The organism is Williamsia sp. M5A3_1d, from assembly GCF_053345315.1.
In genome coordinates, this window is sequence record NZ_JBKEZX010000004.1 from 603,900 (window position 1) to 630,374 (window position 26,475).

Sequence of the window (26,475 nt, forward strand, 5' to 3'; positions counted from 1 at the left end):
GACCGCTACACCCTGAGACTCTCCCGGCCGCCCACCGTCGGCGCCGCGACCGGGTTCCAGGCCGCGCGCACATCCCGCATCAACAGCACGCTGTCGAGTTCGGCCGCCCCGGCCGGGAGATCGTCGAACAGGGTCGATCGCACCTGTATCGGTGTGGTGGGCTCCACTCGCCAGTCATCGGTGTCCAGGCGTAAGCCGTCGAGCCGGTTCGCTCTGTGGGCAGGGGAGTAGCCGGTGCTGCCGGCGCGGAAGAACTCCGAGGCATCGGAGACCGTGGGGAAGACACTGCCCGTCAACGACGTCGCCACCGCGACATCGGCGTCGACGGTGATCGCAGGCGTCGTCGCCGTCCGCAGGGAGATCGCGATCCGGTCATGCGTCTCGTCGCTCGTGATGGCCGCCTTGGTGTGCGCGCCGGGGAACAGACGCCCACCCGCGGCAACCGCCAGGGACGACGCGCTGAACCGCCGGGTGATGAACACGCCGCGCGCCGTGTGACCGTTGTCGTCCCACTCCACCGCGATCCGCTGGGCCGCGTTCTCGCCACGCCACCCGAGCACCGCCGGGACTCCGGGAGGAGCCATGCGCGCCAGTCGGATCATGCAGATACCGGCGATCGCGACACCGTCGACGAGCTGGAGGCGGAAGCCGTCGGGCAGCCACTGCGCAGCCACCGACGGATCGACCCGGTAGTAGATCAGCAGCCGGCGTTCGATGGTGGAGTTCATACGTCCGAGAAGCGACATGTACGCAGTATGCGCTCGCCTGGCCGGTGTTGCGGCGTGCCCACCGACCCCGAACCGATGACTTTCGTCGGTGGGGGTGGTCTGAGTCATCGAGGTAATCGACAGCGACACCACCGTCGGGAATGCGCGTCGAGAACGAGGGCGAGACGAGGATGCACATGGATCAACAGGGGAACACCACCTCTACACGGGTGCTGGTGGCGGGGGCGAGTATCGCGGGTCCTGCACTGGCCCACTGGCTGCACCGCCGTGGTGCGGAGGTCACCGTCGTGGAACGCTCGCCGGGTCTGCGTCCCGGGGGCCAGGCGGTCGATGCGCGGGGTGTCGCCCGAGAGGTGATCGGCCGTATGGGGCTGGATGCCACGATCCGTGCCGCCTGCACCGACACCGCGGGTGCACACTCGGTCGACGCCGACGGGCAGATCGTGCAGACTTTCGACGCCGCGGACGACGGAGGCGATGGGTTCATCGCCGATATCGAGATCCTGCGCGGCGACCTCGCGCAGGTGCTCTACGACGACACCCGCGAGGACGTGGAGTACGTGTTCGGCGACCGGATCGCGGAATTGGCGCAGGACGCGAACGGCGTCGACGTCGTGTTCGCCGGTGGCGGACGTCGGCGTTTCGATCTGGTGATCGGGGCCGACGGGCTGCATTCACCGCTGCGCACCATGGTCTTCGGGCCGGACGGGCAGCATTTTCGACTCCTCGGTCAGGCGCTGGCGTTCTTCAGCGTGCCCAATGAGTTCGGGCTCGACCGATATCTACTCGAATACCAGGACCAACAATCCGGGCGTTCGGCACTCCTGCGCCCCATCCACGACGCTGAGCGAGCGATGGCGATGTTCTACTTCGCCGCGCCCGAGTACGACGTCGACCCGCGCGACATCGCCGCCCAGAAGTCGTTGCTACGGGAACGCGTGGCCGGGCTCGGGTGGCTGACCCCGCAGATCGTCGCCCACCTCGACGCGGCACCCGATTTCTACCTCGATCAGGTCGCGCAGGTCGTGATGGACCGGTGGTCGGACGGGAGGGTCGCGCTCCTGGGCGACGCGGCGTTCAGCTCGTCGCCGATGTCCGGACAGGGAACCGGGCTCGCACTGGTCGGCGCGTACGTGATGGCCGGTGAACTGGCGGCTGCCGGTTGGGATCCCGGCGCCGCTTTCGCGCGGTACGAGGAGCGGATGCGCCCCTTCGTCGAGGCCAATCAAGAGATCGGGCGATTGAACGCGCGCACCCGTGAGGTCGCCGGCCCGGATTCCGAGCCACTACCCGACTTCACCGGCGACTGGTTCATGGAACTGGTCGGACGCGCGATCAACGGCATCGACCTTCCCGACTACGCGCACGCGCCGGACAACCGTGGATGTCCGGACGGCGCGTAGAAGTCCGGTTCGATCGATCCGCACCGCCCTGAGCTGCGGCGACGTCCGCGAAGAGCACACTGGAACAATGAACCCGTTGAATGCTGTGCAGCAACGTGTGGGCGAGATGATCTTCGATCGCGTCGCCGGCGATGAGGGCCCTGCGCGGCGGGATCGGATCCACTTCTCCAGCGGGCCCCGCCGCTACGGTCCGGACTCGGCAATCTATCGCGTACACAGTGACGCGGCGATGTTCGTCGGCGGCATGCGCGCCCTGTTGCTGCAGTCGCTCCATCCGCTCGCGATGGCGGCGGTCGACGAGCACTCGGGTTACCGCGGCGACCCGTGGGGGAGACTGCAGCGCACCAGCACGTTTCTCGCCGAGACCACGTTCGGCACCATCGACGACGCCGACCGGGCGATCAGGATCGTGCGCGCGGTACACAAGCGCATCACCGGAACAGCACCGGACGGTCGTCCATACGCGGCGTCGGATCCACACCTCATCCGGTGGGTGCACATCGCGGAGATCGACAGCTTCCTCCGCGCCCACGACCGCTACGGAGCACGCCCGCTCGATGCCGCCGGACGCGACGAATACGTGCGGCAGACGGCCTTCGTCGCACGAGGTCTCGGCGCCGTCGACGTACCCGAGACGACCGCCGAACTCGACGAGCTGCTCACCGCGTATCGACCAGAACTGCGTGGCACCGCCGCCGCACGGCGGACCGCCCGGTTCATCCTGCTCAATCCGCCGATCCCTCTCGCCGTGCGCCCCGCGTACGGGGTCTTGTCGTCGGTGGCGGTGTCGATGATGCCGTGGTGGACCCGCTTTCCCCTGCGGCTGCCGTACCTCCCGATCACCGAGGCGACGGCGGTGCGGGGGAGCGGTATCGCGATGACCTCGGCCATTCGCTGGGCGCTGGGCACCGGTCCCGCTCGCGGAGAGTCGAACGAAGTGAGCGGATCACCCGCATAGGTTGAGAGCATGGACCCGTGTCCGATCCCGGTGATGTGGTCGTCGAACGCCGTGACCCTTACGGCCCGAGTGTTCTGCGTTCGGGTGGTCAGCTCGTCTACGAGATCTACGTCGCGAGCGGACATGCCGACCGCGTGGAGCGCCTGCCCATCACCGAGGCACACGCGCAGGTGCTCGGTGTCGACGCGCAGCGCTACTGGTTCCTGTTCACCGCGCTGCACCAGCCGTACCAACTGACCGAGACCCGGCTCAGCCCCGAACGACTCAACCTCTATCTCGACACCATCTTGTTCGCCGAACCGACGGTGGTGGAGGCGTTCCTCACCGATCTCGACCACGGCACCGCGAACGGTGCGCTGTCGAACTTGCTACGCATCTTCCTCGCCGCCGACCAGGCGCAGATGCGAGCCGGACGGTGGTTCGAAGCAGTCCGGGGAACGATCTGATCGAGATCACGGGCGCGCATTCACCGCAGAGGATCTGGCGTGAAGGTGACGTCGACCCCGCCGAGGGTCATCGTCACCTCGTCTTCGATGATCATCACCTGCGCCGAGAGGCGCCTATCGATCGTCTGCGCAAGTTGGGCAACGGGAGAGTGCGGGATCTGTGTGACCGAGAGGTTCGGTAGAGCGGCGACCTTGGGGCCGACGGTGCGCCACCACGTGGCCACGCCGGCGGCGAACGGATAGAGCACCACCTGATCGGCCTGGCCCGCCGCCTTACTCAGAGCTCGTTCATCGGGCTGGCCGACGGTGATCCACTCCAGGATTCGACCCGTGTAGTCGGCAAGCCGCAGGTCGGGGACGCCGGGGGTCGACAGGCCGGCGCCGAAGGTCAACTCACCGTCGACGTCGTTCAGCCGATGCGCCCGCAGACCGAACGCCAGCAGCCGCACCACCATGCGCTCGTCGGTTTCGCTGGGGTGTCGGGCAACGGTCAGGGTGTGATCGGCGTAGTAGTTGTGCGCGACGTCGGAGACGCCGAGTTCGACTTTGAACACCGTTGCTGAAAGGGCCACGCCCTAGTGTCCACCGAGTGGGTCCGGGGTCGGGTGTCATCGGCCTGGGTGAGCGGAGTCGATACGCGCAGCCCGTCGATGAGATCCTGAATACAGTCGGCTCACCTCGCTGGATGGGGTGGTCAATCAAAATGGGCTCACTGTTGGACAGTTGGGTGTGAACGAGGGAACGCAGAACAAGTGGTCATCGTGTTCTACATGGCGATCTGGGTGGGAGTGTCGGCGGTCGCGGTGATGGTCGGCAAACGGGGAGTGCTGTCCTGGGTGGCTGCGGTTGCATGGACCGTCCCTGCCGTCTGGCTGACGCTCATCGGGGTATGGATACTCCCGGAGCGGAGCGTGTACGAGCCTGCGGCCTCGATCGCCCCGTCTGAGCTGTGGCCGGTCCACGTCGCGTTGGCCGTATGGGTGATTCCTTTCGCGGTTGTGGCCGTGTGGCTGCGACGCCGGAAAGCGATTCGTAACGCCTGCGTGGTCTGTGCCATTGCTGCCGCGGGCGGCGTAGCGGTGACCCTCTTCCAGATGGCCAATCCGAATGAACTGATCTTTCTGACAACTCGAGGCGACCAGCCGCAGGTCTACATTCTCGTGGGCTCAGCCCTCATCCTCATCGGGCTCGTTCTCGTCGCAAGCGTCGTCCGGCAACCGGGAGTACGTCATGTCAACCGGGTTGTGGCAGGCGCCGGCGTATTCGGGCTTGCAGCGGTGACCATCTCGATGGGAGGCCTGCTCTGGCTCAGCTGGCTGTGCGTTGCCGCCGCAACCATCGTTCTGGTTGTCGCAGCGATCCGCGCCGATCGTCGACGTCACATGACGGCCCGAGCCACGGCAGATTCGGCGACCGCTACTGGGTGAGTCCTGTGAAGCCTCGTGGACATCATTGGTGCGGTGGTGAAGTGGTGAAGATGGGCCAGCAGATCTCGGTGGCCGTGAACGTTGTCGGTTCTGCAGGTGTGCCGCCGATGTAGTGCTCGCGGATCGGTCCTTGGTCGCTGATCAGATGCTCGTTCGTGTATTTCCCCAGTGCCGCGTAGCTGCGGTCGATGCCCTGGTGACCGCCGGAGTGGGTGTCCGTGCGCGCACTGGACCTGCCCTCCATCCGGGCCGTGTGAGGTGAGGCGGTTCTTGGTGGGGCTGCCGTTCTTGGATCACTAATGTTCGTCTTCGCAAAACCCGGGCCACTTGACATAATGTATCTTATCGGCACCGCGCTGAGGCGAGTTGGATCTGATGCACTCGACTCGCACCACCCACATCGGTCAAGCAAGGTAGAGATCCGTTTTGAGGGTTGAGATCAGGACCCTCGCACCCGCTGTTCGTTCGTCAGCTGCCTCAATCCGCGCAGGTTGGCCGCAGGCTCATAACAAGCCGCCTGTCGTCTCCGGTGTCGGCGGCTTCATTCCTTCCCGCCCGTAAGGCCCCTGCGGATACATGCCGGCGACCGACGCGCGGATCAAGCGCTCCTGCAACGGTCCAGGGCCCATCCCGCAATACGTCACAGTGACGTATTGCGCCAATTGTGCTGGTCACTAAACCAACTCGCTGGAGTCGATTCCGGTCAGAACTGCCGAGTACTGCCAGAGTTTTTCGGCCTCGGCAGGATCCAAGGCACGCAGCATCACTCTGCCGGCCTCCATGTCCACGGTGGTGGCGATCTCGGACACATCGCACTCGACGAGGTACTGCCCGCTCAGCGAGTCGAGAAGGCGGCTGGTGGCGCCCCACGCCGTGGTCGCTGCACCCTGTTGTGGAGTGACGAGGAATCTGGCGATTTGTGCGCCGCTTTCGTCGATCCATCCTGCATCCACTTGGTCCGCCGGCGACATGTGCCGCTGAAGCGGCGTGAGAATGCCACCCGGATGAAGCGAGAACGATTGCACACCAAACGATTTTGCGAGAGTGGCCAGATGGGCTGCGAACAGCACATTTGCCGACTTCGACTGCCCGTACGCGAGCCACCTGTCGTACCCGCCGGCGAAATGCACGTCACCCCATCGGATACCGACGTGCTGATGTCCCGACGACGAGACGGTGATCACTCGACCGCCACCGCGGGCGATGCACGGCCAGAGGCCGTTGACGAGTGCGAAGTGGCCGAGATGGTTGATCGCGAACTGCGACTCCCAGCCCCCACCCACCAGCTCGAACGGTGTTGCCATCACCCCCGCATTGGCGATGAGCACATCGATCGTGCACGACTCCCCCACCAAGATGCCGGCGACCTCGCGGACCTCAGCGAGGTCCGCGAGGTCCATCCGAAGTATTCGTACACCGGTGATTCCGCGGAGCGCTGCTTCAGCGACGTCCACACGGCGTGCTGGAACGATGACCTGTGCTCCGCGCGCAGAGAACGCACGCGTCAACTCGAACCCCAATCCGGAGTAGCCGCCGGTGATCAGGATGGTTTTGCCCGTCAGGTCGACGCCGTTCAGCACGTCGTCGACAGTGCTGGCGCGATCGAACCCCGAACCGAGTGGATGCTGCTGTGCTGCGATCTGTGTTGTCATGCCGGCGACGCTAGGACCTAGAGTCAGGTCTAGGTCAAGCCCGGGAGGAATGACATGGACACGGACGGCATGTCGATCGGTGAGGTCGCCGACAAGACGGGACTGAGCGTGCACGCGCTGCGATACTTCGAACGCGAGGAACTCTTCGTTCGCCCCATCGAGCGCGACACTGCAGGGAAGCGCGTCTACCGGCGTGACGATGTCGAATGGATCCTGTTGTGTAACAGGCTTCGTGAATCCGGTATGTCGATCGCGAGACTCCGCGAGTTCGCCGAGCTGGTCAAGGCCGGGCCCGGAAACGAACCCGATCGCCTCGCCCTGCTCGAAGCGCACCGATCCGAGGTGCGGCAGCGCCTCGAGCATCTGCAGGGGTGTCTCGATGTGATCGACACCAAGGTGTCGATCTACCAACGCCACGTGGACGAAGGGACTGCTGTAGGCGTGTGGTCGCAATCTCTCGATCCGCACCGGTAGCAATCACTCCGCGACCGTTCGCCGGTTCGATAGACGTCACCGTTGCGCGTCGAGAGCCTCTTTCACCTCGGATTGTGTGCCGGCGAGGAATGCCTGAAAGTCGTTGCCCGTCATGAACGTCGTCGTGAACTGGCTTCGCTGTGCCGTCGCGGTCCATCGGGGCGTGCGCACCATTCTCGCGAGCGCATCACGCCAGAACGTCACTGCACGCGCGGACATGCCGGGCGGACCGTAGATCCCCCGCCAGTTCGACAACGTCACGTCGAGCCCCTGTTCACGCGCGGTGGCCGCGTCGAGGCCCGGTATCCGGTTCTCCGCCAACACCCCCAGTGCACGAAGCGCCTTGTCGCGAAGACCATCGGTGAACTCGCTGACGCCGCCGATCGCGACGTCGATGGAACCATCGCGCACCGCGGCGGTCTGGGCGGCTCCGCCTTCGACGTCGACGTAGCGCACCCGCGACGCATCACCACCCGCCGCCTTCACGAGCAGGTCGAAGGGCGCTTCGTCATCGGCCGCGGCGCCTACCCGAACCCGTGCCGGGTCGGTCTTGATCGCCGACATCACCTCGCCGAGGTCGGTGTAGGTGGACTGCGGGCCGGTGACCACCACGTAGTACTCGGTCATCAGCCGCGCGATCATCGTGACGTCGGTGTACCCGTATCGTGAACGACCCTCGAGCTGATTCAGCATCATCGACAGCGACGTCACCGCGATCTGATCGTCGGCACCTCGTCGGTTCTGGACCATGTCGGCCAGCAGGTCGGCGCCGGCGCCACCGGGTCGGTTCTGCACCGGCAGCGGAACAGACACGATCTTCTCGACCTGTAGGGCGTTGACCACTGCGCGAATCGTCAGGTCGAATCCGCTGCCCGGTCCTGCACCCGCGGACATCGTCACCGGGCCGGTCGGATACGAGGAGACCTCCGATCGGCTCGACTCCGTCACGACCGGCTTGGAGTCACCACATCCCGCCACGAGCACGCTCGAGACCACAAGTGCGGCGAGAGCCGTCGTCATCCTCATATGGGGCCTCCGAAGTGTTCCCACCATCCAACAAGAAGACGATGGCCGATCAGGACACATCGGCGAAACAGCCAGGCCCGAACGCCATGGCTCACCGGAGATCGCCGAACGCCACATCCGTCTCTCAACACTCATTCCCGACCGATCGACATCCACGCCGGAGACGGGTCGTCAGGCCTCCCCGCGTCGACGACATCGGCGCCCGCGGTCCGAAATGCATCGCGATGAAGACGGAGCGACCATCGAACTCATCCGGTCTCCCTGGGTCCATCGCAGCACCGAGGTCAGTGTTCACACACGCGGCGAGTCGATCTCACGCCGCTACACGCGCCTGGCCGGTCGACGCTGAAGTACCACCGTCGACGGGAAGGATCACGCCGTTGATGTACTTCGCGGCATCACTGGCCAGGAAAAGGAATGCCGGCGCGATGTCGTCGGTCTCGGCGAGGCGCCCCATCGCCACACGGCTCTCGAATTGCGTTCTGATGGCGTCGTTCTGGGTGATGTCGGCCAGCGCCTCGGTGTTGGTGACCGACGGGGCGACACCGTTGATCCTGACTCCCCTGCCTGCCCAGTCGAGCGCCAGCGACTGTACGAACAATGAGACCGCGCCTTTCGAGGCGTTGTAGACCGCCTGGTTCCAGTCGCCACGCAGACCCGACACGCTCGACGTCGCGATGAGCGTTCCGCCCCGCTGCGCGAGCAGGCGCAGCGTCTGCTGGGCCAGGTGGAAGAACCCGTCGATGTTGGTCGCACGCAAACTTTCCCATTGCTCGGGGGTCACGTCGGTGACATCCCCGGGGATGAACTGCGCGGCATTGCTGATGACCACATCGATTCCGCCGTGGTCTCGCACCGTCGATTCGACGAGTGCCTGCACCTGCGCGCGATCAGCGACATCGGCCTGCACGGTCGACACCGAGCCGGCAGGAAGCCCCTCCGCCGCGTCGGCCAGTTTGCGCTGGTCTCGTCCCACGATGACGACGTGGGCGCCGGACCGGACGAACTCGGTCGCCACCTGGAGACCGATACCGCTCGCCCCGCCGGTGATGAGTACGACGTTGTCAGTGAAGTCGAAAGACGTTGCCCTCGTGGTCATGTCAGATCCCATCTCGAATCCCGCTCACCTGTTGAGTCGGGCACCCCGGTCACACTACCCCGTTTTGGACCGATCGGACAAGAACTGAATCGACCAGCCTGGTCACCGCACTTCGGACCGGGGGATCATGGCGATCATCTGATCGAGAACGAGCCTCAGGTGATCGATCCCGACACCGCCCTTTCGCATCGCCTCGAGCCCACGCAACATCGTCAGCAGCGTCCATGCGAGCGTGTCCGCGTCGACGCCGGCGTCGATGTCCCCCTCGTCGCGGGCGCGCAGGATGTTCGCCGCCAGCTCGTCGTGCCATTGCTCGAACGATCTCGACACAACGGTTTTCACCGCCGCGTCGCGAGACGCGAGCTCCGCCGCGGCCTTGGCCATCATGCAGCCACGCGGCTGCGCATCGTCGACATCGACACGAGCCGAGATGCGTAGATGTTCGATGAGCCGGTCGATCGCCGGACCGTCCCCCGAGAGCTCGTTCCGCGCATCGGAGATGGCGTCTGCGCAATAGCCTTCGAGCGTTCGTAGGTACAGGGCGTGCTTGTCGCCGAACGCGCCGTACAAACTGCCCTTGCCGAGCCCGGTCGCAGCGGTCAGATCCGCGAGCGACGTTCCGGCATATCCGGTCTCCCAGAACTGCCTGCGCGCAGAGTCGAGCACGTCAATCTCACTGAATTCACGAGGCCGGGGCATGCCGCGATCCTAGTGTTTATAGACCGATCAGTCCATAATGCGGCGTCCAGCAGCAGAGGCAACATCGTGACGTCGGGAACTTTCCCGGTGCGCCGATGCATCTCATGTCTGTCGGGCTGCGACCGCGCAGCCTGCGCACCTCGGAAGGAATTCCCGATGCACTTCATGCCCGAACGCCGCGGAGGTCACACCCACTTTCATGGCGGTTCCCATGCCTACGGCTGGGGCGAGACGATCGGCGCATTCGTCACGAAGGTCCTGATCATCCTGCTCGTTGTGATCATCGTCGCGGCGGTTGCCGCCTACCTTCGACGACGGGCCCGGACCGGCGCTCCGCAGACTCCCCGCCCGACCGCGCCACCAGTCGGCTTCTCCCACTACACCGGCTACGCACCGCCGAACCCGAATGGCTTTCCCGCTTCGCCGGCACCTTTCGCAAGCCCAACGTGGCACCCGCACCACCCGAACGGTCGACGATGACGAACACGACGTTCCCCACCACGCGGGTATTGCCGTGAGCTACACCTTCGCCTTCTGGGCCGGCGGCGACGACCTCGATCCCCGGGTCGTCTATGCGCGCCTCAACGATCACCAGCACATCCCCGGTGTCGTGGCACTCGACCGACAGCAGATCCTCGAGGCCGTGTCCGCGCACCCTCTGGACGAGTGGCGCTGGGATGGTCACTCGATTTTGCAACCACCGGGAGCCGACCCCGCCGGCGCGCCCGCATTTGACGTCGCCATCGGCGAGCAGTTGGTCGAATTCGTCGCCTACGGATGGGAACCCGAACACGCGAACGCGATCATCGACGCCATGCACTCGCTCGGTCTGCGCCTGTACGACCCCCAGGTCGACGAACGGTTCGCCTGAGCACTTCGCATCGAGCTATAGCGTGGAGTGATGACCGACGCGCAGTGGACCTTCGCACCATCCGACGATGCCGTGCTCCGCATCGAGACCGGGGTCACCGGAAAGGCCGCGAAGATGGGCCATCGGCTCACCATCGAGGTCACCCGGTGGCACGGCGTCGTCGGATGGGCCGGCGACGACCCGAAGTCGGTGGAACTCACGGCGGAGGTCGACTCGATCGATGTCGTCGACGGCGAGGGCGGCGTCACCCCGCTGCTGGGACCGGAGAAGACGGTGGCGCGCCTCAACGCGCTGAAGACATTCGACGCGAAACGCTTCCCGCACATCGTCTTCCGATCGACCGACATCGTCGCTGCCGATGACGGTTTCCGCCTCGACGGCACGCTGGAGATCCACGGCGCGAGCCGCACTCATTCCCTCCACCTGCATGTGCACGACGACGGGCACCTCTGGCGGTTGTCCGCCGAGAGCGCCGTGCGCCAATCCGACTTCGGCATCAAGCCCTACTCGCAGATGCTGGGCGCCATGAAGGTCGTCGACGAGGTGACCGTCGGATTCTCTGCGACCCGAGCGAAGACCGACTGATCAACTGGGCCGCTGACGCCACTCAGGCGCGGCGGCCCACCACCGGGTTGAGTTCAGAGGCGGCGAGACCCCCGGGCTCGACACCGGGCAGGAATTCGCGCCAGGTGCCGCTGATGAGCGTCGGTGACTCCACCACCCGGGCACCGTCGGCGAAGTAGGTGGTGGCCAGAGCGCGCCGCGGTTGCGTGGTCAGGTTGGGTCCTGCGGTGTGAAAACACAACGCAGAGTGGAACGACACGTCTCCGACGGCGAACGGCCCGGACTCCACCTCGACGCTGCGTTCAGCAAAGCGCTGGATCACGGCCTCGTCGTATGAGGTGCCCACCTTGTCGAATTCGAGATCGGACACCTCCCCCAGCACGTCACGCCCACGGGCGAATGACAGCGGGCCCATGCGACCGGGGATCGCCGACATCGGCATCCACGCGGTGACCGCCTGGGTGGTCTGCAGTGGGAAGTGTTCGGCGTCGTGGTGCCAGGGCGTGCGACCGCAGCCGGGCTCCTTCGACAGGGCGTTGTCGTGGTAGAGCCGGACTCCGGGCTCACCGAGCAGCGCGGCCGCCAGTCCCCCGATCCGCGGCGACAATGCGACGGTTCGCATCAGGTCGTCGTGTAGCCACATCTGCTCGAGCGCGGTGAACCGGCCCGCGACATCTGCGCCGTGCTCGTCACGCAGCAACTCCTCGAGACGCTCTGCCAGGCGTCGGACGACGGCCGGCGACAGCACGCCGGGAAGTTTCACGAACGCCTCGCGGGTGAACGCCTCGACCGCGGCCGGGTCGAGGTCGTACGGCTCGGACAACTCGCGCTCGACCTGGTCGTCGGTGGCCGCCTCGACGTCGGGCAGACCCGGACCGTCCACCAGCTCGACGGGCGCGGTGTCGTTGGCGGCCAGCGTCACGTACCAGTCCCACCAGTCCTGGTCGTCGCCCGCCCAGTCCTGTTCGATGCCACCGTCCCGGTTCTGCTCGGGGAGCCGCTCGTTCACCGTCGGATTGTTCAGAGCCACAGCAGAGCCGCCTCGTGGGAGAAGGTGTAGGAACCGGACGCGTCGCGGCAGGAGGCCAGGTAGTCCCCCAGCACGGGTGCCGCCTCCATCTCCTCCAGCGACACGGAGTCGTCGAAGGCGCAGCGCTGCAGGAACCCCTCGGCGACAGCACGATCCGACGTCCCGGTCGTGTAGGTGACGCGCTGGTCGCGGACGTCGGCGCCTGCGCGCACCAGCGCGTCGCGCACCTGCTCGGCCGTCGTGTAAGGGGTCGCCTCCCGGACTCCCGCGCGGAAGGCGTCGTAGAAGGCGAGGTAGTGCGATACCGCTGTGGCCTGTGCGATGAGTCCCAGACCGCCGGGGGCGAGTGCGGCGACAAACCGCTGCGCCGCGGCGTCCAGCTCGGCAGGTGGTAGCGCGTAGAGCGCGTGGGTGGCCCACACGACGTCGTAGCCGGCGTACTCGTCCGGGAGATCCTGCAGGGTCATCACGAGGTCGTGCCGGGCGATGAACGGCGCCCCCAGAACACTCCGCGCCTCGGCCACGGAGAACTCCGAGGGGTCGAGCAGGTCGTAGGCCAGTTCGGGCAGTGCGGACAGATCGGTGTCGCGACGCAGGGCTGTCGGGAACTTGCCGCTGCCGCAGGCGACGTCGAGCAGCGACCACCCCTCGTGCGCACGCTCGGCGAGCAGAGTGGGCCAGTCAGCGGCTTTCGCCAGCTGGCGGTAGTCCTCGGTGGCGAGGGCGTAGAACGCCTCCATGCCTGTCCGTCCGGCCTCGCTCCAGTGCTCGAGGCTTCGTTCGGCCGTGTCTCCGTTGCTCACACCACTCCTCGTCTCATCGTCGGTTCGCCCAACCCATACACGTGTACGGCGGCGGGGTGGTTGACTCGAGCAGGTGCCAAGCCAAGTGCCGACATCTCCGACCGTAGCCGCAGCAGCGCTGCTCGACGACCTCCGAGCCAGGAGGCGCGGGGCACCGGCGCTGCCGGGGTTGGAACCGAACTCCTACGCCCGCGACCACGCCGCGTTCGAACGACTCTCCGACCAGCGCGGCATGATCGCCGAGCACCTCGCGGGCCGGATGGCCGGGTTGGGTGACGGACCGGTCTCGGTCCTCTCGGTCGGATGCGGCGACGGGACCCTGGATGTACGACTGGCCGACGGGCTGGTGCGGGCGGTACCCGGCCGTCCGGTGCGCTACGTCGGTGTCGAACCGTGGTCTGGGAGCGCGGGGTTGTTCACCGCGGAGATGGCCGCGCTGGGTGCCCGCGAGCTGAGCGCCGAGGTGCACGTCGCGTCGTTCGCCGACGCCGTGATCGACGAGACCTTCGACGCCGTGGTGTTCGTGCACTCGATCTACTACGTCGCCGACCTCGAGCACACCCTGCGCCGCGCCTTCGCCCTGCTGCGCCCCGGCGGCGAGCTGTGGGTGCTCAACGCCCCACGCGCAGCCCTCAACGCACTCGTCGACGTCCTGGCCCCTCCGCTCGACGATCACCGGCAATGGTTCAGTTCCGATGTCGCCGAGGCTTTCAGCGCAACCGGCATCGTCCTCGACGAGGTGTCCACTCTGAACGCACTGGTCGATCTCGCTACTGCGAGCGACGAGGTGCTCGACTTCGCCGTCCAGGCTCGCCTGCCCGAGAATCTTCGCGGACCCGTGCGGGAGTACCTCGACGCCGTGTCGGTTCCCGGCGCCGACGGCCGCCCAAGGGTTCCGCACCCGGTCGACGTCTTCCGAGCGACCCGCCACTGATCCCCGACCTCTCGTCTCCGGTCTGACACACAGCGGAGCGCCCACGTTCGTTGACCAGTGGTCAATTTCTGGCGAATAAACGCGACGTGCCGTCGAAGTCGTGCATAGAGTCGAGGAATGGACGAACTGCCGAGACGGATTGTCGGCGTGACCGTCGCGGTGGCTCGGCTCTATCACCGGATGGAGGCCCGCCTACCGGAGCAGATGCCCTGCGGCCCTGTACTGTTCGTCGCGAACCACGGCTTCGGTGGTGTCTTTGATCTGAATGTCCTGGCATTCGCCTCCGTTTACGAACGCCTCGGCGATCGCCGCAGGGTCACGATATTGACCCACCAGATCGCCTGGACACTCAAGTTGGGCCGCATCGCAGAGAAGTTCGACGCCACCCCCGCCAACCACCAGGCCGCGGTGGACGCGTTGGCCGCGGGTAGCCATGTGCTGGTGTTCCCCGGCGGCGACATCGATGGTTTCAAGAAGTGGAGCGACCGGAACAAGGTGCTGTTCGCCGGTCGAACGGGATTCGCCCGGGTCGCCATGGAGGCGGGCGTCCCCATAGTCCCGGTCGTCACAGCGGGAGCCGGCGAGTCGCTGCTCGTGCTCAGCCAAGGACAACGTCTCGCCCGACTCACTCGCCTGGACAGACTGCTCCGAGTCAAGCGGGTGCCCACCTCGTTGTCGATACCGTGGGGCCTGAACATCGGACTCGTCGGACTGCTGCCCTACCTTCCGCTCCCCTCCAAGATCGTCACCACCGTTCTGCCCGCCATGTGGCCAGACGACGGAGAACCCGTAGAGCACTTCGCCGCCCGGGTGCACGGTGCCATGGATGATGAACTGAAGGTGATGACGAGGGCGAGGACGCCCGTCATCGGGTGACACGACGACCGATGCGACGCGCAGGACCCGACAACGGTGCCGAGAAGGAGGACGGTTGACCCCCGACACCCCCGTCAAGCCGACGAAACGCGCGGCCCAGGCCGCCGAGACCAAGCGCCGCCTGATCGAGGTGGCCATCGAGGTGTTCTCCGAGAACGACTACGACCAGGTCAACGTCGCCGACATCGCGGCACGGGCCGAGGTCGCCCACGGACTGCTTTTCCACTACTTCGGCAGCAAGCGCGGCATCTACCTGGCGGCGGTGCGTACGACGGCGGGCCAACTCGGGGCCGCGTTCGTATTCCAGAGCGGTTCCCCCCCGGCCGAGGTGGTGAGGGAGGCGCTCCGCCGACACCTGGACTATCTGCGCGACCACCGGGGACTGGCCCTGCGGCTCGTGCTCGGAGGTCGAGGCGCGGACCCCGAAGCGTGGGAGGTCTACGAGACCGCACGATGGAAAGCCCTGGAGGCCTTCGCTGCCCTTGCCGAGATCGACCCGACTGCACCAGCCCTCCGCCTGGTGGGCCGCGCCACCATCAGCGCCGTCGACGAGGCGATCGTGCAATGGCTCGACGACACCGACGCATTCGACGCCGACCATCTCGTCCGTTGGATGGAGTCACTGATCATCGCGTGCATCAGGACCGCCCATGTACTCGACCCTGACATCGACCTGGAGGACGCGATCTCCGCATTCGGGTGAGGTGGGTCGAGGCCGCGGTCACCCCACGAGTCCGTCGAGCTTCTCGAGGGACTTGTCGAGTTGCTTGCGGAACGCCTTCTCGATGATCTTCCCGAGCGGGCCGAACAGAATCGAGCTCGAGAAGATCACGTGCAACGTCGCCGTGCAGCTCGAATCCCCCTCGGGATCGACGGCGAAGTCGAGTTGTACGGTCGACCCCGTGCTCCCCGAGCCCTCGAGCTGGACGAATCGTGGTGCGTCATAAGCGGTCGTGGTGAAGTCGATCGTGTCGACCACACCTTTGATGGTGACCGTCTCGACCACACCGACGCCGACCGCCAACTCCGTGGGCGGCTCGGCGCCCCACGACGTGTGCAGGGTGTTCCACTCGGCGAACCTGCTCGGATCGGAGATGACCGCCCACGCCTTCTCCTGTGACGCCTGAAGCGTTCTGCTGGTGGTTATCTCGGGCACGGGGACTCCTGTGGGTCGGGTGGGATGTATCCGGGTGCGACACCGTCAGACGATTGCGGTGATCTGGTCTCGCCGGCCGAGGAGCGCCTTGCCGTAGGTCTCCATGGACACCTGCGGCAGTATGACCGCGTGCCGGGCAGCGACATTGGAGTCGCGCCAGATGCGCTGGAGCGCATTCACCTCGGCGAAGCTGCCGGCCCCCGAGGCATCGAGCAGGGTGTTCAGCGCACTGTTCACGCTCTTGAGTGCGACCGCCGAGTCCGCCCGCATACGGGCCCTCGCCGCGATGTCGGGGTAGACGTTCTCCTCGGCGTACCGCTGCACGTCCTGTGCCGCGCGGTACGCGTGCAGGTGCGCGGTGTCGATCTTCGTGGCCGCTTCGGCGACGAGCAACTGAAACGCCACCGAGTCCTCCTGACGCTCGATGTTCGTGTACGCCAGGGCTTTCGTCGACGCCTTCCTGACGGCCAGGTCGAGCGCCGCCCGACCGAGACCGAGCTGCGGGCCCACGAGGACGAGGACCAGCATGGGACCGAACGCCGAACGGTAGAATGCGGAGTCGGGATGGTCCTGCATGTAGGTGCCGGAGATCACGGGCAGCATGGAGATGAGGCGCGAGTCGGGAACGAACACGTCCTCGGCCACGATCGTGTTGCTCCCCGAGGCGCGCATCCCGGCCACATACCAGGTGTCGTCCACGCGGACGTCCGCCCTGGGGAGCAGTACCATCGCCTGGTCCTCCTCGTCACCGTCCTCGTCGACGACCCACACGCCTCCGCCCATCCACTCGGCATGCAGGCTCGCGGATGCGTAGGGCCACTTGCCGGTCACGCGGTATCCGCCCTCGACCTTGCGCGCCGTACCGCCGGGTGAGACGACGCCGCACAGCACCCGGTCGGGGCCGGCGGAGTAGATCTCGTCCACGGTCGCCGCGGGGTACATGCAGGTCGACCACGCCTGGATGTTGGACAGGGTGACGACCCACGAAGTCCCACCGTCTGCCTCCGCGATGAGCGCCGAGAGTGTCAGCATCGCCTCGAGTCCCGCCTCCAGGCCGCCGTGACGACGGGGTGCGGCCAGGCGGAATGCCCCGGCCTCTCGGAGTGCTTCGATGACCTCGGGATCCACACGCCGGTCCCTCTCGTTCTCGACCGAGTGTTCTCGGATGAGGTGCAACAGATCTGACACACGCGCGAGCACTTCTTCGGTCGTCGTGGCGGGTGACATCGTCGAGGTCATGGGTTTCTCCTGTCGAGGGGGATGATGATGGCGCGCCGTGGGTTCGGCGCAGGGGTCAACCGGCCAGTCGCCGGTACCGCGATCCGTGGAACACCAGCGGCGCGACGTCCGGTGCGACGTCGAAAGCCTCGATCCGCAGGACGACGATCGAGTGGTCGCCGGCGCTGAACTCGTCGTAGCGCGAACAGGCGAAAGTGGCTGCAGCACCTGCCAACAGGACAGCTCCCTCGGCCGTGGTCACCGTGCCGACGCCGCGTAAGCGCTCGGACGCCTCGGCCGCGAACTGCGCGCACACCTGTTCATGGGAGCTGCCGAGAAAGCTCACTCCGATGCGCGGCACATCGCTGAGTGCAGCCCAGGTTCGAGAGCCGTTCTGCACACAGAAAGACAGCAGCGGCGGTTCGAGCGACACCGATGTCACCGAGCTCGCCAGCATGCCCGTTGGATGCGGGTCGAGGTCGGCGCAGATCGCCGCCAGACCGCTCGGCAGACACGCGAATGCCGCGCGCAGGACGGCACCGTTCGCCGCGGGCGAGGCATGGCCGTCATCCGTCGCCGGGTTCGAACCGATTGCTGTCGCGTCCATTGCAGGACCGTAGCCGTTTCGTTGACTTGATGTCAACGAAACGTTGTTCGGCAATCACCTGCGAACACGGCCGGCGATGCCCTGTACGCGTCGGCGCAGTGTGTGCAAGGGTCGGGGATCGTCCCCACCACCCAGGAGGCCGGATGAACGACGTCGCCGGAATCGACCCGCACAGCACACCGAGTGGTGAGGGGTGCGTCGACTGCGAGTCGGAGAGCGGATGGTGGTTCCATCTGCGTCGCTGTGCGCAGTGCGGCCACATCGGTTGTTGCGACGACTCTCTCGGCACTCACGCCACCGAACACGCGACCACCTCGGGGCATCCGGTCGTGCGGAGCTTCGAACCCGGCGAGGACTGGTTCTTCGACTACGCCACCGGCGCGATGTTCACCGGCCCCACCCTGGTGCCACCGCTTGCGCACCCGGAAGATCAACCTGCCCCCGGACCCTCCGGTCGGGTGCCGGCAGACTGGCAGGCGATCCTCGTGCGGCGGCACCAGGATTGATGCGACCGATCAGCCCCGACAGTTCGACGGCACGGGCTTCCCGGCGAAGCGATCGGCCATCCATTGGTACGCGGGGAAGAATCCGACGGCGGCGGCGCTGAGGTGTTCCGGCGCCGGGGTCGAGAGCTGGTAGACCTTCGTCCCGGCCCGGCAGTACCGCTTCATCGTCGCATCGAGGGATCTCACCGAGATGAGCGGATCGGTGGGGCTGTGGAATTCGAAGATCGGCGCCTTGGCGATCTCCGGCATGCTCGCGATGCTGTTGAGTGCCAGTACCTTTCGCGTCTCCGGCGCATTGAGCATGTCGAAGTTCCTGGCCACCATGCGGGCCGACTTCCCGAAGCCGACCGTGAGGATCTCGTTGGTGCACGCGTTGGCCATCTGCGCCCGGGTCTGCAGACCCAGCCAGTTGAGGTGGCTGCTGATCGGTAGTTCCTTCGGGTACTCGCGTTCGAGCCCGAGTGACGCTGCCATCGCGAGACCGAAGGCGGGATGGGAGTTGTCGGTGCCGATGGCTTCTGCCATCTGCGTCAGGTTGGTGGGTACTCCGCCCCACACGCTGCCGACGATGTTCACCTCGGGTGCATAGGTGGCCTGCAGGGTCGACGCAGCACCGGTCGCCATGCCGCCACCGGAGTAGCCCGAGAGCGCGAACTTCGAGTTCCTCAGACGCAGCGGTGTGAAGCGGGTGGTCGCTCGGATGCCGTCGAGCACGACCTGCCCGCTCATCCGGACTGCGGCATACGCGGTCTTCTCACCGAGGTGATCAGGGATCGCGATGCCCCAACCGCGAGCCAACGCGAAGTTGAACCCCCACGGATCGACCGGAGAGGCGATGAAGTCCGTCGTCGTGTAGACGCTCTGCGACGGCTGGCACCGCATGCCCATCGCGTTGATGATCATCTGGTACGACAGCACCGGTATGTCGGCCCTGTGGTTGAACGGCACCAGCACCATCGTCACGCCGACCATCGGCTTGCCGTGGGAATCGTTGGTGCGGAACGCGATCTGCCACGCCTCCGACGGGATCGTCCGGAACGGGTTCGGGCGCTTGACCGCACGGATCACGTCACCGGGCGCCATCGATGCGAGGTTGGCCGGGTGCCGGTAGAGAGCACCCGGGTCGGAGACCGACGGTCCGATGTTCTCGGGCAGGGGCGGGGTCGCGACTCCGGGAAGCGCAGGGAGCACGGGCGGCGGAGGGGCGGCGACAGCGGTGCCTCCCACCGTCCCGAATGCGAGTGCGGAGCTGAGCACGACGGTGAGGACGACGAGCAGATGCCGTCGTCGAGAGGCAGAGAGCAAGGGGACTCCAGAATCGAGCGTGGTGGGACGCGTTCAGCATGAGGCAAACCGGACAGGAACGCATTCCGAAACGACGCACTTAGGCCGAACATACGATACGGAACGGTATGCCTGTGATTGTTGACAACAGCTGTTGAGGATCGGTCTGCAGTTTCCGCCGTGACCAGGCGGTCGAGAACCGTCACTCCCCCTGCGACGCCGGTCGATCTGTGTCGGCGGACCACTGCGACCACGATCCCGGGTACAGCGCCGCGTCGACACCGGCCAGGGCGAGCGCGGCGATCTCGTGCGCGGCGGTCACACCCGACCCGCAGTAGACGGTGACCTGCTGCCCGGTCTCCACCCCGAGTCGCGCGAAGCGATCTCGCAACTCGTCCGGTCCGAGGAACCGGCCCGACGCGTCGAGGTTCGCCGCGGTGGCCGCGCTGACCGCACCGGGTATGTGTCCGGCGCGGGGGTCGATGGGTTCGGTCTCCCCTCGGAATCGTTCGGGTGCGCGGGCGTCGAGGAGTACCCCGTCGAGGTCGTCGACGTCGTCGATGTCCACGGTCGGCATCTTCCCGGGGACAACGGTGAAATCTCCTTGCACGGGGCTCTTCTCTTCACCGGTCGACAGAGCGCCGCCCACCGCACGCCATGCACTCAGGCCGCCGTCGAGGATGACCACCCTCCGGTGACCCGCCCAACGCAGCAGCCACCACAGACGCGCTGCCGCCATGCCCCCGGTGTCGTCGTAGACGACCACCGAGGACTCCGTCCCGACACCCCAGGAGCGCACCGACTCCTCGAAGGCACGGGCAGCGGGCAGCGGATGGCGTCCGGCGTCGGCAGTCGGCGGGCCGGCGAGTTCGGTCTCGAGGTCGACGAAGATCGCACCGGGGACATGGCCGTCGCGGTACTGCTGCGCGCCGTGAGGATCCCCCAGCCGCCAGCGGACATCGAGGACGACCGGCGGCTCGCGGTCGGCCAGGCGCAGCTCGAGGTCTCGGGCCGAGATGAGCACATCGGTCATCAGAACGTCCGATCACGAGAGGGGGGCCGGGTCATCACGGCGTACAACGGAAAGTAATGCATGCACATGGCCGTACGCCTGTCCGTTCCTTCGACGTGATCGTGATCGGCGGAGGCAACGCCGGTGTCGGCACCGCGGCCCGGTTGTGTCGTTGCGGCGTCACCGACGTCGCGGTGATCGAACCGCAGCGCGTCCACACCTACCGACCGCTGCTGTCCTACGTCGGCTCCGGTCAGGCCTCCCTCGCCTCGGCCGAGCGCACCCAACGCTCGGTGACACCCGCCGACGCCACCTGGATCGACGACACCGTCGAGGCGATCGACGCCGACGCCCACACCGTCCGATGCGCCTCGGGTCACGTCTTCACCTACCGCGATCTGGTGGTGGCGACCGGGCTGGTCCCCGACGACGCAGCCCTGCCCGGTGTCGCCGACGCGCTGTCCACACCGGAGGTGGGCAGCAACTACGTCGACGCCGCCGAAGAGACGCGAGATGCCGTCCGCGCGATGCGGGCGGGCGGTCACGCGGTGTTCACCGTCCCGCGACCGCCGGTCAGCTGCACCGGCACCACGATCAAACCGCTGTTCCTGGCCGCCGGGTGGTGGCGTCGCCAGGGCATTCTGGACGACATCGACATCACCCTCGTCGTCGACCGCGAGGGGCTCGTCGGGGTGCCTCGTCTCGACATCCGCCTCGAGCGTCACCTCGCCGATCTCGGGGTGAACGTCCTGCGCCGCACCGCGGTGACCGCACTCGATCCCGCTCACCGATCCCTCACCGCCACCGGCCCCGACGGGGTGTCGACCACACTGCACTACGACGCGCTGCACCTCGTCCCGCCGTTCCGTGGGGCACCCCTGGTGGCCGAGTCGGGCCTCGCCGGCGACCACGCCACCGGGCTCGTCGACATCGACCCCTCCACGTTCCGTCACACGAGCCACCCGACGGTGTGGGCACTCGGCGATGGAGCCGCCGTCGACACCGACCCGTCCGGGGGCGCACTGCGGCAGCAGTCGAAAATCCTCGTCGACAACATGATCGCGTCCCGTTCCGGCACGTCTCTCTCGCACTACGACGGGTACACCGTGGCCCCCGTCCCGGTCGACCTGCACCGGCTCATCGCCGCCGAATTCGACCGGGACGGCGAGATCACCTCGTCGCTGCCGGCGTTCCTCGATCCACTCACCGCACGACGATCCGCCTGGGCGTTCGACCGGTACGGGCTACCACTGGTCTATTGGCACGGGATCCTCAAGGGCATCCTGTAGCGAACACCTCGGATCCGCGGGGTCCAACTGGCACGATCGGACACCGTGAGCAGAACTGGATCGTTCGTCCGAGTCGGCGTCGCCTATGGGCTCGCCGTCGTCGTCGCGCTGGTGTGGGTGGTGGTCGGACCGCGCACCGATCACCTCTGGCTCGACGCGCTCATCGCCGACATCCTCGCGACCCTGGTCATCTTCGCGTTCAGTCGGTACCACGGGAACTCCAGTTTCTACGACGCGTTCTGGAGCGTCATACCGCCGCTGCTGACGATCTTCTGGTGGGTGCGTGGCGACGCCGGTGCCGACAGCGTGGTGGCCTGGCTCGTGACCGTCGTGGTGATGGTGTGGGCGGTACGCCTCACCGTGAACTGGGCGCGCGGCTTCCCGGGTCTGCACCACGAGGACTGGCGCTACGCGAATCTGCGTGACGGAGCCGGCCGCTGGGAGTTCGTCGTCGACCTCGTCGCGATCCACCTGATCCCCACCGGCCAGGTGTTCCTGGGGATGCTGCCGGTGTACGTGGCGGTGACGCGCCCCGGCGACACGCTGCTCTGGCTCGCGGTCGTGGCGACCCTGATCGGCCTCGGCGCCGTGGTGCTCGAGTACGTCGCCGACGAGCAGCTGCGGCGATTCGTGGCGACCAAGCGACCCGGCGAGACGATGGATCGCGGTCTGTGGTCGTGGTCGAGGCATCCGAACTACTTCGGCGAGTTCAGCTTCTGGTTCGCCCTGGCGCTGTTCGGCGTCGCGGTCTCCCCCGGAGACGCGTGGTGGTTGTTCATCGGAGCGATCGCGATGCTCGCCATGTTCCTGGGTGCCTCCATCCCGATGATGGAGGCCCGGAGCCTCGCCGGCCGCGCCTCGTATCACGATGTCGTCGGACGGGTGTCGCGGTTCGTCCCGCGTCCCCCGAAGAAGGTGGCGGCATGAACACACCACGGGTGATCGTGGCCGGCCTCGGCGACAGTGGACTCCTGACGGCGATCCATCTCGCCAAACACGCTGATGTCGTGGGGGTCTCGTCGAAACCGGGCCTGGTCAGCGGACAGGAACTGGGGTCACGGCTGGGCCGTCCCGAGGAGTGGTCACGCAACTACTGGCTCGATTTCGGGCAGTACCGAGGGCTCGACACGGTGCGCACCGTGCACGCCTCGCTCACCTCGACCGATCTCGACGCGAAGACCGTCACCTGGGTCGCCGACGGTGAACCGGTCACCGAGGGATTCGATGCACTGGTGATCTCGACCGGTGTGACCAACGGGTTCTGGCGGTCGCCGGAACTGCAGTCCGCCGATGAGGTCGCCGCCGACCTGGCGTCACACCACGATCGCGTCGCCCGCTCGGCGCGGGTGATGGTCGTCGGCGGCGGTGCCGCGGCCGTGAGCACCGCGGCCAACATCGCGCTGCGGTGGCCGGAGAAGCGCGTCGACCTCTACTTCCCCGGCGAACGGGCGCTCCCCCAGCATCATCCGCGAACGTGGAAGACCGTTCGCCGTCGACTGCTCGACGCCGGTGTGGCACTCCACCCCGGGCACCGTGCGGTCGTCCCACCCGATGTCGACTGTGACCGCATCACCTCCGGCGCGGTGCGGTGGCAGACCGAGCAGGCCACCTCCACCGCCGACGCGATCATCTGGGCCATCGGTCGGGTCCGTCCGAACACCGGGTGGCTGCCGTCGGACGTGCTCGACGGCGATGGTTTCGTCCGCGTCAACCGGTACCTGCAACTCCCCGACCATCCCGAGGTCTTCGCCGTCGGCGACGTCGCCGCGAGTGATCCGCTGCGGGGATCGGCGCGCAACCGAGCCGACAAACTCGTCGCCCGCAACGTGATGAGCGTGCTGAACGGTCGCCGCCCGCACAGCTATCACCCGCGGCGACGGCGGTGGGGCTCGGTGCTCGGCGTCCAGCCCGACGGCCTGCAGGTCTTCGCCCCGAACGGACGAGCGACTCGGATCCCTCGCTGGTCCACCGGTCGGGTTCTGCAACCCCTGGTGGTGCGCCGTGGCATCTACGGGGGCGTCCGCGACACCCCGCGGTCGTCAGATCAGCCGTCGTGACCCCGCCGACCGGGGTGTGACACCGGGAGCGCGACCGTCCTCGCCACCGGGTATCAGCGCGCGAGGGACCGACTGATCACGAGACGTTGGATCTGGTTGGTGCCCTCGAAGATCTGCGTGATCTTGGCGTCGCGCATGTAACGCTCGACCCGGTAGTCGCGCGTGTAGCCGTACCCACCGAACACCTGCACCGCATCGGTGGTCACCTTCATCGCGGCGTCGGTCGCGACGAGCTTGGCCACCGACGCGTTACGCGAGTACGGCAATCCGGCATCGCGGCGACGTGCGGCGTCGAGATAGGTCGCCCGGGCGGAGTCGACAGCGGCGGCCATGTCGGCGAGCAGGAACCCGAGGCCCTGGTGGTCGATGATCTTGCGACCGAACGCGCGACGCTCCTGTGCGTAGGCGACGGCGTCGTCGAGCGCGGCCTGGGCAATGCCCACCGCGATCGCGGCGATGCCGAGTCGACCCGAATCGAGCGCGCTGAACGCGATCGGCAGTCCCTGGCCCTCCGCACCGATCCGTCGAGCCCCCTCGACGGTGGCGTTGTCGTAGAACGCTGCGGTCGTCGGGATCGCGTGCAGCCCGAGCTTCTCCTCGGGTTTGCCGAACGACAACCCCGGCGTGTCCTTCGCGACGAGGAAGCACGTCACGCCCTTGGAACCCTCGCCGGTGCGCGCGAACAGGTTGTAGAAGTCGGCGACCCCGCCGTGGGTGATCCACGCCTTGGCCCCGTTGATCACGTAGTCGTCACCCTGCGCGGTCGCCTTGCACGCCAGCGCCGCAGCGTCCGAACCCGCCTGCGCCTCCGACAGGCTGTAGGCGCCGATCGTGCGACCGCTGAGCATCTCGCCCAGCCACCGCTGCTTCTGTTCGTCGGTGCCGTACACGCTGAGCGGGAACGCGGCCAGGCCGTGCACGCTGGTCGCCACTGCGACCGCGGCCCAGGAGATCGCGAGTTCCTCGAGCACCTGCAGGTAGACCTCGTACGGCTGACCACCGCCACCCCACGCCTCGGGGTACGGCAGGCTCAGCAGGCCCGCCTCACCGAGCGTGGCGAAGACGCCGTCGGGGTATCTCTCCTCGCGCTCGTGTTCGTCGACGATGGGATCGAGCACACGGCCGGCGATGTCGCGCGTGAGCCCGATCAGCTCGCGAGCCTCATCCGAGGGCAACAGACGATCGACGGTCACAGGGCCTCCTCGACCACATAAGTTCGCCTACGTTTCGGTTGACCCGATCACACCATGGGCCTGTCTGCGGTGGCAACGAGCTTCTCGGTGACACGCCCCGACCGACCACACTCGCGGATGAACTCAACATCTGTCATCCTCGTGGTCCGAGGACGTCATCCATCAGGGGGAGGGAGACGGACGTGATCTCGTCACATGATGTTCCGTGGTTGCCCGTCAGGCCACGGGGGCGGCCACGATCGAGCGCCATCAGTTCTGTGGCAACGCACACGACCTACGCCGAGTTGGGCGAGCGGGTCGCGATGCTGAGCAACGCGTTCGCCCAGATGGGCGTCCGGGCCGGCGACCGGATCGCCTATCTGGGCCCCACCACACAGCAGGCTCTCGAGTCCTTCTACGCGTCGCTGGCGCTTCAAGTCAGTCACGTTCCTCTCGACCCGAGCATGTCTCCGGCCATGATCACCACGGTCGCCGACGACACCTCGATGATCGCGGTGGTCGTCGACCCGTCGCACCACGACCACATCGCACTGCTGAGTCGTCGACAGATCGTGCTGACGTCGGGTGACATCCCGGACGCGCTGTGCGAGCCACTCGACTACGAGGCCTTCATCGCCACGGGAACCGCCGGTGGTTCCCGGCGCAACCCTCTCCCCGGCGACCCGGGCGTCCTGATGCCCGCACACCCGACCGGCGCGGCCCCGGTGTCCTATGACCACGCTGCGGTCGCCCACAACCTGGCCGGTGTGGCCTCGATGCTCCACCTGAGCGACAGGGACACCGTCCTGCTCGCCACAGCAGCACACGTCCATCCATGGTCGGGATGGCTCGGCGCCGCGACACTGTCACGCGGCGGACATGTGGTGATCTCCGAGGCGACGTCGGCAGCCGAGATACTCGACGATCTCGTCGACAGTGGGGCTGCGGTGACGGCGCTGCGGGCAGAAGTGCTGCGGCTGATGACCGCATGCGTACGGTGGGCCGCGCCTGGATGGGTCGGGCCGCGGCGGATCCTGTGTGTCGATCCGCCCGACGAGCACCTCGTGCGGGCCTGGCGTGACCGCGGGACCGAGTTGGTGGACGTCACGAGCGGGATGCCGTCGTCCTCGCCGACGACGGAGGCGCCGCTCACCGGCGTGGCCTGCTGATCAGACCGCACCGGT

30 protein-coding genes and 1 pseudogene are annotated in these 26,475 nt (G+C 66.8%); 16 read left to right on the forward strand and 15 right to left on the reverse strand.

Annotation, left to right across the window (positions count from 1 at the left end):
• Window positions 1–5: 5 nt before the first annotated feature.
• Entirely contained in the window at window positions 6–746 is a 741-nt protein-coding gene (locus ACLBW1_RS19725; RefSeq protein WP_447813475.1) for a DUF2071 domain-containing protein, read from the reverse strand.
• Between the two features lie 158 nt (window positions 747–904).
• On the opposite strand from ACLBW1_RS19725, the gene ACLBW1_RS19730 reads away from it, so the two are divergent.
• The 3 genes from ACLBW1_RS19730 to ACLBW1_RS19740 all read left to right on the forward strand — a co-directional run bounded on the left by ACLBW1_RS19730 (window position 905) and on the right by ACLBW1_RS19740 (window position 3,535).
• Complete coding sequence (locus ACLBW1_RS19730; protein ID WP_447813476.1) at window positions 905–2,131, forward strand: FAD-dependent monooxygenase; 1,227 nt, start codon at window positions 905–907, stop codon at window positions 2,129–2,131.
• 67 nt (window positions 2,132–2,198) lie between these two features.
• Window positions 2,199–3,089: an oxygenase MpaB family protein gene (locus tag ACLBW1_RS19735; RefSeq protein WP_447813477.1), complete on the forward strand. Its 891-nt coding sequence runs from the start codon at window positions 2,199–2,201 to the stop codon at window positions 3,087–3,089.
• 17 nt (window positions 3,090–3,106) lie between these two features.
• The gene (locus ACLBW1_RS19740; RefSeq protein ID WP_447813478.1) at window positions 3,107–3,535 is read left to right on the forward strand and encodes a DUF6357 family protein; all 429 of its coding nucleotides are present in this window, start codon (window positions 3,107–3,109) and stop codon (window positions 3,533–3,535) included.
• A 20-nt stretch (window positions 3,536–3,555) separates the two neighbouring features.
• Here the strand turns inward: ACLBW1_RS19740 and ACLBW1_RS19745 are convergent, their stop codons facing one another.
• On the reverse strand, window positions 3,556–4,107 hold the full coding sequence (locus ACLBW1_RS19745) for a YaeQ family protein (RefSeq protein WP_447813479.1): 552 nt from the start codon (window positions 4,105–4,107) through the stop codon (window positions 3,556–3,558).
• Between the two features lie 180 nt (window positions 4,108–4,287).
• Here ACLBW1_RS19745 and ACLBW1_RS19750 point away from each other — a divergent pair, with 180 nt between their 5' ends.
• Entirely contained in the window at window positions 4,288–4,962 is a 675-nt protein-coding gene (locus ACLBW1_RS19750) for a hypothetical protein (protein ID WP_447813480.1), read from the forward strand.
• Window positions 4,963–4,984: 22 nt separating this feature from the next.
• Here the strand turns inward: ACLBW1_RS19750 and ACLBW1_RS19755 are convergent.
• Together ACLBW1_RS19755 and ACLBW1_RS19760 are read right to left on the reverse strand one after the other, a co-directional pair.
• Window positions 4,985–5,179 (reverse strand): annotated as a pseudogene (locus ACLBW1_RS19755) (MerR family transcriptional regulator); the annotation flags it as partial.
• 457 nt (window positions 5,180–5,636) lie between these two features.
• Complete coding sequence (locus ACLBW1_RS19760; RefSeq protein ID WP_447813481.1) at window positions 5,637–6,614, reverse strand: SDR family NAD(P)-dependent oxidoreductase; 978 nt, start codon at window positions 6,612–6,614, stop codon at window positions 5,637–5,639.
• Between the two features lie 69 nt (window positions 6,615–6,683).
• Here ACLBW1_RS19760 and ACLBW1_RS19765 point away from each other — a divergent pair, with 69 nt between their 5' ends.
• Window positions 6,684–7,088, forward strand: a complete 405-nt coding sequence (locus ACLBW1_RS19765) for a MerR family transcriptional regulator (RefSeq protein WP_447813638.1) — start codon at window positions 6,684–6,686, stop codon at window positions 7,086–7,088.
• Between the two features lie 36 nt (window positions 7,089–7,124).
• On the opposite strand, the gene ACLBW1_RS19770 is transcribed toward ACLBW1_RS19765, so the two are convergent.
• The 3 genes from ACLBW1_RS19770 to ACLBW1_RS19780 all read right to left on the reverse strand — a co-directional run bounded on the left by ACLBW1_RS19770 (window position 7,125) and on the right by ACLBW1_RS19780 (window position 9,912).
• Complete coding sequence (locus ACLBW1_RS19770) at window positions 7,125–8,108, reverse strand: tripartite tricarboxylate transporter substrate binding protein (RefSeq protein WP_447813482.1); 984 nt, start codon at window positions 8,106–8,108, stop codon at window positions 7,125–7,127.
• 319 nt (window positions 8,109–8,427) lie between these two features.
• Window positions 8,428–9,225, reverse strand: coding sequence for an SDR family NAD(P)-dependent oxidoreductase (locus ACLBW1_RS19775; RefSeq protein ID WP_447813483.1), 798 nt, complete (start codon window positions 9,223–9,225; stop codon window positions 8,428–8,430).
• A 90-nt stretch (window positions 9,226–9,315) separates the two neighbouring features.
• Complete coding sequence (locus ACLBW1_RS19780; protein WP_447813484.1) at window positions 9,316–9,912, reverse strand: TetR/AcrR family transcriptional regulator; 597 nt, start codon at window positions 9,910–9,912, stop codon at window positions 9,316–9,318.
• Between the two features lie 156 nt (window positions 9,913–10,068).
• On the opposite strand from ACLBW1_RS19780, the gene ACLBW1_RS19785 reads away from it, so the two are divergent.
• Genes ACLBW1_RS19785 through ACLBW1_RS19795 form a run of 3 tightly spaced genes read left to right on the forward strand, consistent with a single transcriptional unit; the run spans window position 10,069 to window position 11,368 of the window.
• The gene (locus ACLBW1_RS19785; protein ID WP_447813485.1) at window positions 10,069–10,392 is read left to right on the forward strand and encodes a hypothetical protein; all 324 of its coding nucleotides are present in this window, start codon (window positions 10,069–10,071) and stop codon (window positions 10,390–10,392) included.
• Window positions 10,393–10,426: 34 nt separating this feature from the next.
• Window positions 10,427–10,783 (forward strand): hypothetical protein, encoded by a 357-nt coding sequence (locus ACLBW1_RS19790; RefSeq protein ID WP_447813486.1) that lies wholly within the window; start codon window positions 10,427–10,429, stop codon window positions 10,781–10,783.
• A gap of 30 nt (window positions 10,784–10,813) precedes the next feature.
• Entirely contained in the window at window positions 10,814–11,368 is a 555-nt protein-coding gene (locus ACLBW1_RS19795; RefSeq protein WP_447813487.1) for a YceI family protein, read from the forward strand.
• Window positions 11,369–11,390: 22 nt separating this feature from the next.
• Here the strand turns inward: ACLBW1_RS19795 and ACLBW1_RS19800 are convergent, their stop codons facing one another.
• Together ACLBW1_RS19800 and ACLBW1_RS19805 are read right to left on the reverse strand one after the other, a co-directional pair.
• The gene (locus tag ACLBW1_RS19800) at window positions 11,391–12,356 is read right to left on the reverse strand and encodes a phytanoyl-CoA dioxygenase family protein (RefSeq protein WP_447813488.1); all 966 of its coding nucleotides are present in this window, start codon (window positions 12,354–12,356) and stop codon (window positions 11,391–11,393) included.
• A gap of 11 nt (window positions 12,357–12,367) precedes the next feature.
• A complete protein-coding gene (locus ACLBW1_RS19805; RefSeq protein WP_447813489.1) occupies window positions 12,368–13,180 on the reverse strand; it encodes a class I SAM-dependent methyltransferase in 813 nt (270 codons plus the stop codon).
• A 169-nt stretch (window positions 13,181–13,349) separates the two neighbouring features.
• Between ACLBW1_RS19805 and ACLBW1_RS19810 the strand changes: the two genes are divergently transcribed.
• The 3 genes from ACLBW1_RS19810 to ACLBW1_RS19820 all read left to right on the forward strand — a co-directional run bounded on the left by ACLBW1_RS19810 (window position 13,350) and on the right by ACLBW1_RS19820 (window position 15,693).
• Window positions 13,350–14,114 (forward strand): class I SAM-dependent methyltransferase, encoded by a 765-nt coding sequence (locus tag ACLBW1_RS19810; protein WP_447813490.1) that lies wholly within the window; start codon window positions 13,350–13,352, stop codon window positions 14,112–14,114.
• Window positions 14,115–14,231: 117 nt separating this feature from the next.
• Window positions 14,232–14,990, forward strand: a complete 759-nt coding sequence (locus ACLBW1_RS19815; protein WP_447813491.1) for a 1-acyl-sn-glycerol-3-phosphate acyltransferase — start codon at window positions 14,232–14,234, stop codon at window positions 14,988–14,990.
• 55 nt (window positions 14,991–15,045) lie between these two features.
• Window positions 15,046–15,693 (forward strand): TetR/AcrR family transcriptional regulator, encoded by a 648-nt coding sequence (locus tag ACLBW1_RS19820; protein WP_447813492.1) that lies wholly within the window; start codon window positions 15,046–15,048, stop codon window positions 15,691–15,693.
• A gap of 18 nt (window positions 15,694–15,711) precedes the next feature.
• Here ACLBW1_RS19820 and ACLBW1_RS19825 read toward each other — a convergent pair whose 3' ends face one another.
• The 3 genes from ACLBW1_RS19825 to ACLBW1_RS19835 are packed head-to-tail and all read right to left on the reverse strand — an operon-like array spanning window position 15,712 to window position 17,971.
• Window positions 15,712–16,146 (reverse strand): type II toxin-antitoxin system Rv0910 family toxin, encoded by a 435-nt coding sequence (locus tag ACLBW1_RS19825; RefSeq protein WP_447813493.1) that lies wholly within the window; start codon window positions 16,144–16,146, stop codon window positions 15,712–15,714.
• 45 nt (window positions 16,147–16,191) lie between these two features.
• Window positions 16,192–17,385 (reverse strand): oxidoreductase, encoded by a 1,194-nt coding sequence (locus tag ACLBW1_RS19830; protein WP_447813494.1) that lies wholly within the window; start codon window positions 17,383–17,385, stop codon window positions 16,192–16,194.
• Window positions 17,386–17,440: 55 nt separating this feature from the next.
• Window positions 17,441–17,971, reverse strand: coding sequence for a flavin reductase family protein (locus tag ACLBW1_RS19835; RefSeq protein WP_447813495.1), 531 nt, complete (start codon window positions 17,969–17,971; stop codon window positions 17,441–17,443).
• 143 nt (window positions 17,972–18,114) lie between these two features.
• On the opposite strand from ACLBW1_RS19835, the gene ACLBW1_RS19840 reads away from it, so the two are divergent.
• Window positions 18,115–18,477 (forward strand): UBP-type zinc finger domain-containing protein, encoded by a 363-nt coding sequence (locus ACLBW1_RS19840; protein ID WP_447813496.1) that lies wholly within the window; start codon window positions 18,115–18,117, stop codon window positions 18,475–18,477.
• 9 nt (window positions 18,478–18,486) lie between these two features.
• On the opposite strand, the gene ACLBW1_RS19845 is transcribed toward ACLBW1_RS19840, so the two are convergent.
• Both ACLBW1_RS19845 and ACLBW1_RS19850 read right to left on the reverse strand, forming a co-directional pair.
• Window positions 18,487–19,782: a lipase family protein gene (locus ACLBW1_RS19845; RefSeq protein WP_447813497.1), complete on the reverse strand. Its 1,296-nt coding sequence runs from the start codon at window positions 19,780–19,782 to the stop codon at window positions 18,487–18,489.
• 181 nt (window positions 19,783–19,963) lie between these two features.
• Window positions 19,964–20,794: a sulfurtransferase gene (locus ACLBW1_RS19850; RefSeq protein ID WP_447813498.1), complete on the reverse strand. Its 831-nt coding sequence runs from the start codon at window positions 20,792–20,794 to the stop codon at window positions 19,964–19,966.
• A 56-nt stretch (window positions 20,795–20,850) separates the two neighbouring features.
• Between ACLBW1_RS19850 and ACLBW1_RS19855 the strand changes: the two genes are divergently transcribed.
• Genes ACLBW1_RS19855 through ACLBW1_RS19865 form a run of 3 tightly spaced genes read left to right on the forward strand, consistent with a single transcriptional unit; the run spans window position 20,851 to window position 24,119 of the window.
• Window positions 20,851–22,062, forward strand: coding sequence for an NAD(P)/FAD-dependent oxidoreductase (locus ACLBW1_RS19855; RefSeq protein WP_447813499.1), 1,212 nt, complete (start codon window positions 20,851–20,853; stop codon window positions 22,060–22,062).
• A gap of 45 nt (window positions 22,063–22,107) precedes the next feature.
• Complete coding sequence (locus ACLBW1_RS19860; RefSeq protein ID WP_447813500.1) at window positions 22,108–22,989, forward strand: DUF1295 domain-containing protein; 882 nt, start codon at window positions 22,108–22,110, stop codon at window positions 22,987–22,989.
• Complete coding sequence (locus ACLBW1_RS19865; protein WP_447813501.1) at window positions 22,986–24,119, forward strand: FAD-dependent oxidoreductase; 1,134 nt, start codon at window positions 22,986–22,988, stop codon at window positions 24,117–24,119. Before ACLBW1_RS19860 ends, ACLBW1_RS19865 begins: the two co-directional genes overlap by 4 nt.
• Window positions 24,120–24,172: 53 nt before the next feature.
• On the opposite strand, the gene ACLBW1_RS19870 is transcribed toward ACLBW1_RS19865, so the two are convergent.
• Complete coding sequence (locus ACLBW1_RS19870; protein ID WP_447813502.1) at window positions 24,173–25,312, reverse strand: acyl-CoA dehydrogenase family protein; 1,140 nt, start codon at window positions 25,310–25,312, stop codon at window positions 24,173–24,175.
• A gap of 182 nt (window positions 25,313–25,494) precedes the next feature.
• Here ACLBW1_RS19870 and ACLBW1_RS19875 point away from each other — a divergent pair, with 182 nt between their 5' ends.
• On the forward strand, window positions 25,495–26,460 hold the full coding sequence (locus tag ACLBW1_RS19875) for an AMP-binding protein (protein ID WP_447813503.1): 966 nt from the start codon (window positions 25,495–25,497) through the stop codon (window positions 26,458–26,460).
• Window positions 26,461–26,475: the final 15 nt, after the last annotated feature.

What these genes read in the sequence shown, in the direction of transcription:
- ACLBW1_RS19865 (WP_447813501.1), top strand. Translation starts at nt 22,986, where the DNA reads ATGAACACACCACGGGTGATCGTGGCCGGCCTCGGCGACAGTGGACTC.
- ACLBW1_RS19775 (WP_447813483.1), bottom strand. Translation starts at nt 9,225, where the DNA reads ATGGGATCTGACATGACCACGAGGGCAACGTCTTTCGACTTCACTGAC.
- ACLBW1_RS19785 (WP_447813485.1), top strand. Translation starts at nt 10,069, where the DNA reads ATGCACTTCATGCCCGAACGCCGCGGAGGTCACACCCACTTTCATGGC.
- ACLBW1_RS19850 (WP_447813498.1), bottom strand. Translation starts at nt 20,794, where the DNA reads ATGACCGATGTGCTCATCTCGGCCCGAGACCTCGAGCTGCGCCTGGCC.
- ACLBW1_RS19780 (WP_447813484.1), bottom strand. Translation starts at nt 9,912, where the DNA reads ATGCCCCGGCCTCGTGAATTCAGTGAGATTGACGTGCTCGACTCTGCG.
- ACLBW1_RS19830 (WP_447813494.1), bottom strand. Translation starts at nt 17,385, where the DNA reads ATGACCTCGACGATGTCACCCGCCACGACGACCGAAGAAGTGCTCGCG.
- ACLBW1_RS19840 (WP_447813496.1), top strand. Translation starts at nt 18,115, where the DNA reads ATGAACGACGTCGCCGGAATCGACCCGCACAGCACACCGAGTGGTGAG.
- ACLBW1_RS19835 (WP_447813495.1), bottom strand. Translation starts at nt 17,971, where the DNA reads ATGGACGCGACAGCAATCGGTTCGAACCCGGCGACGGATGACGGCCAT.
- ACLBW1_RS19765 (WP_447813638.1), top strand. Translation starts at nt 6,684, where the DNA reads ATGTCGATCGGTGAGGTCGCCGACAAGACGGGACTGAGCGTGCACGCG.
- ACLBW1_RS19735 (WP_447813477.1), top strand. Translation starts at nt 2,199, where the DNA reads ATGAACCCGTTGAATGCTGTGCAGCAACGTGTGGGCGAGATGATCTTC.
- ACLBW1_RS19855 (WP_447813499.1), top strand. Translation starts at nt 20,851, where the DNA reads ATGCATGCACATGGCCGTACGCCTGTCCGTTCCTTCGACGTGATCGTG.
- ACLBW1_RS19730 (WP_447813476.1), top strand. Translation starts at nt 905, where the DNA reads ATGGATCAACAGGGGAACACCACCTCTACACGGGTGCTGGTGGCGGGG.
- ACLBW1_RS19725 (WP_447813475.1), bottom strand. Translation starts at nt 746, where the DNA reads ATGTCGCTTCTCGGACGTATGAACTCCACCATCGAACGCCGGCTGCTG.
- ACLBW1_RS19815 (WP_447813491.1), top strand. Translation starts at nt 14,232, where the DNA reads ATGGACGAACTGCCGAGACGGATTGTCGGCGTGACCGTCGCGGTGGCT.
- ACLBW1_RS19760 (WP_447813481.1), bottom strand. Translation starts at nt 6,614, where the DNA reads ATGACAACACAGATCGCAGCACAGCAGCATCCACTCGGTTCGGGGTTC.
- ACLBW1_RS19795 (WP_447813487.1), top strand. Translation starts at nt 10,814, where the DNA reads ATGACCGACGCGCAGTGGACCTTCGCACCATCCGACGATGCCGTGCTC.
- ACLBW1_RS19770 (WP_447813482.1), bottom strand. Translation starts at nt 8,108, where the DNA reads ATGACGACGGCTCTCGCCGCACTTGTGGTCTCGAGCGTGCTCGTGGCG.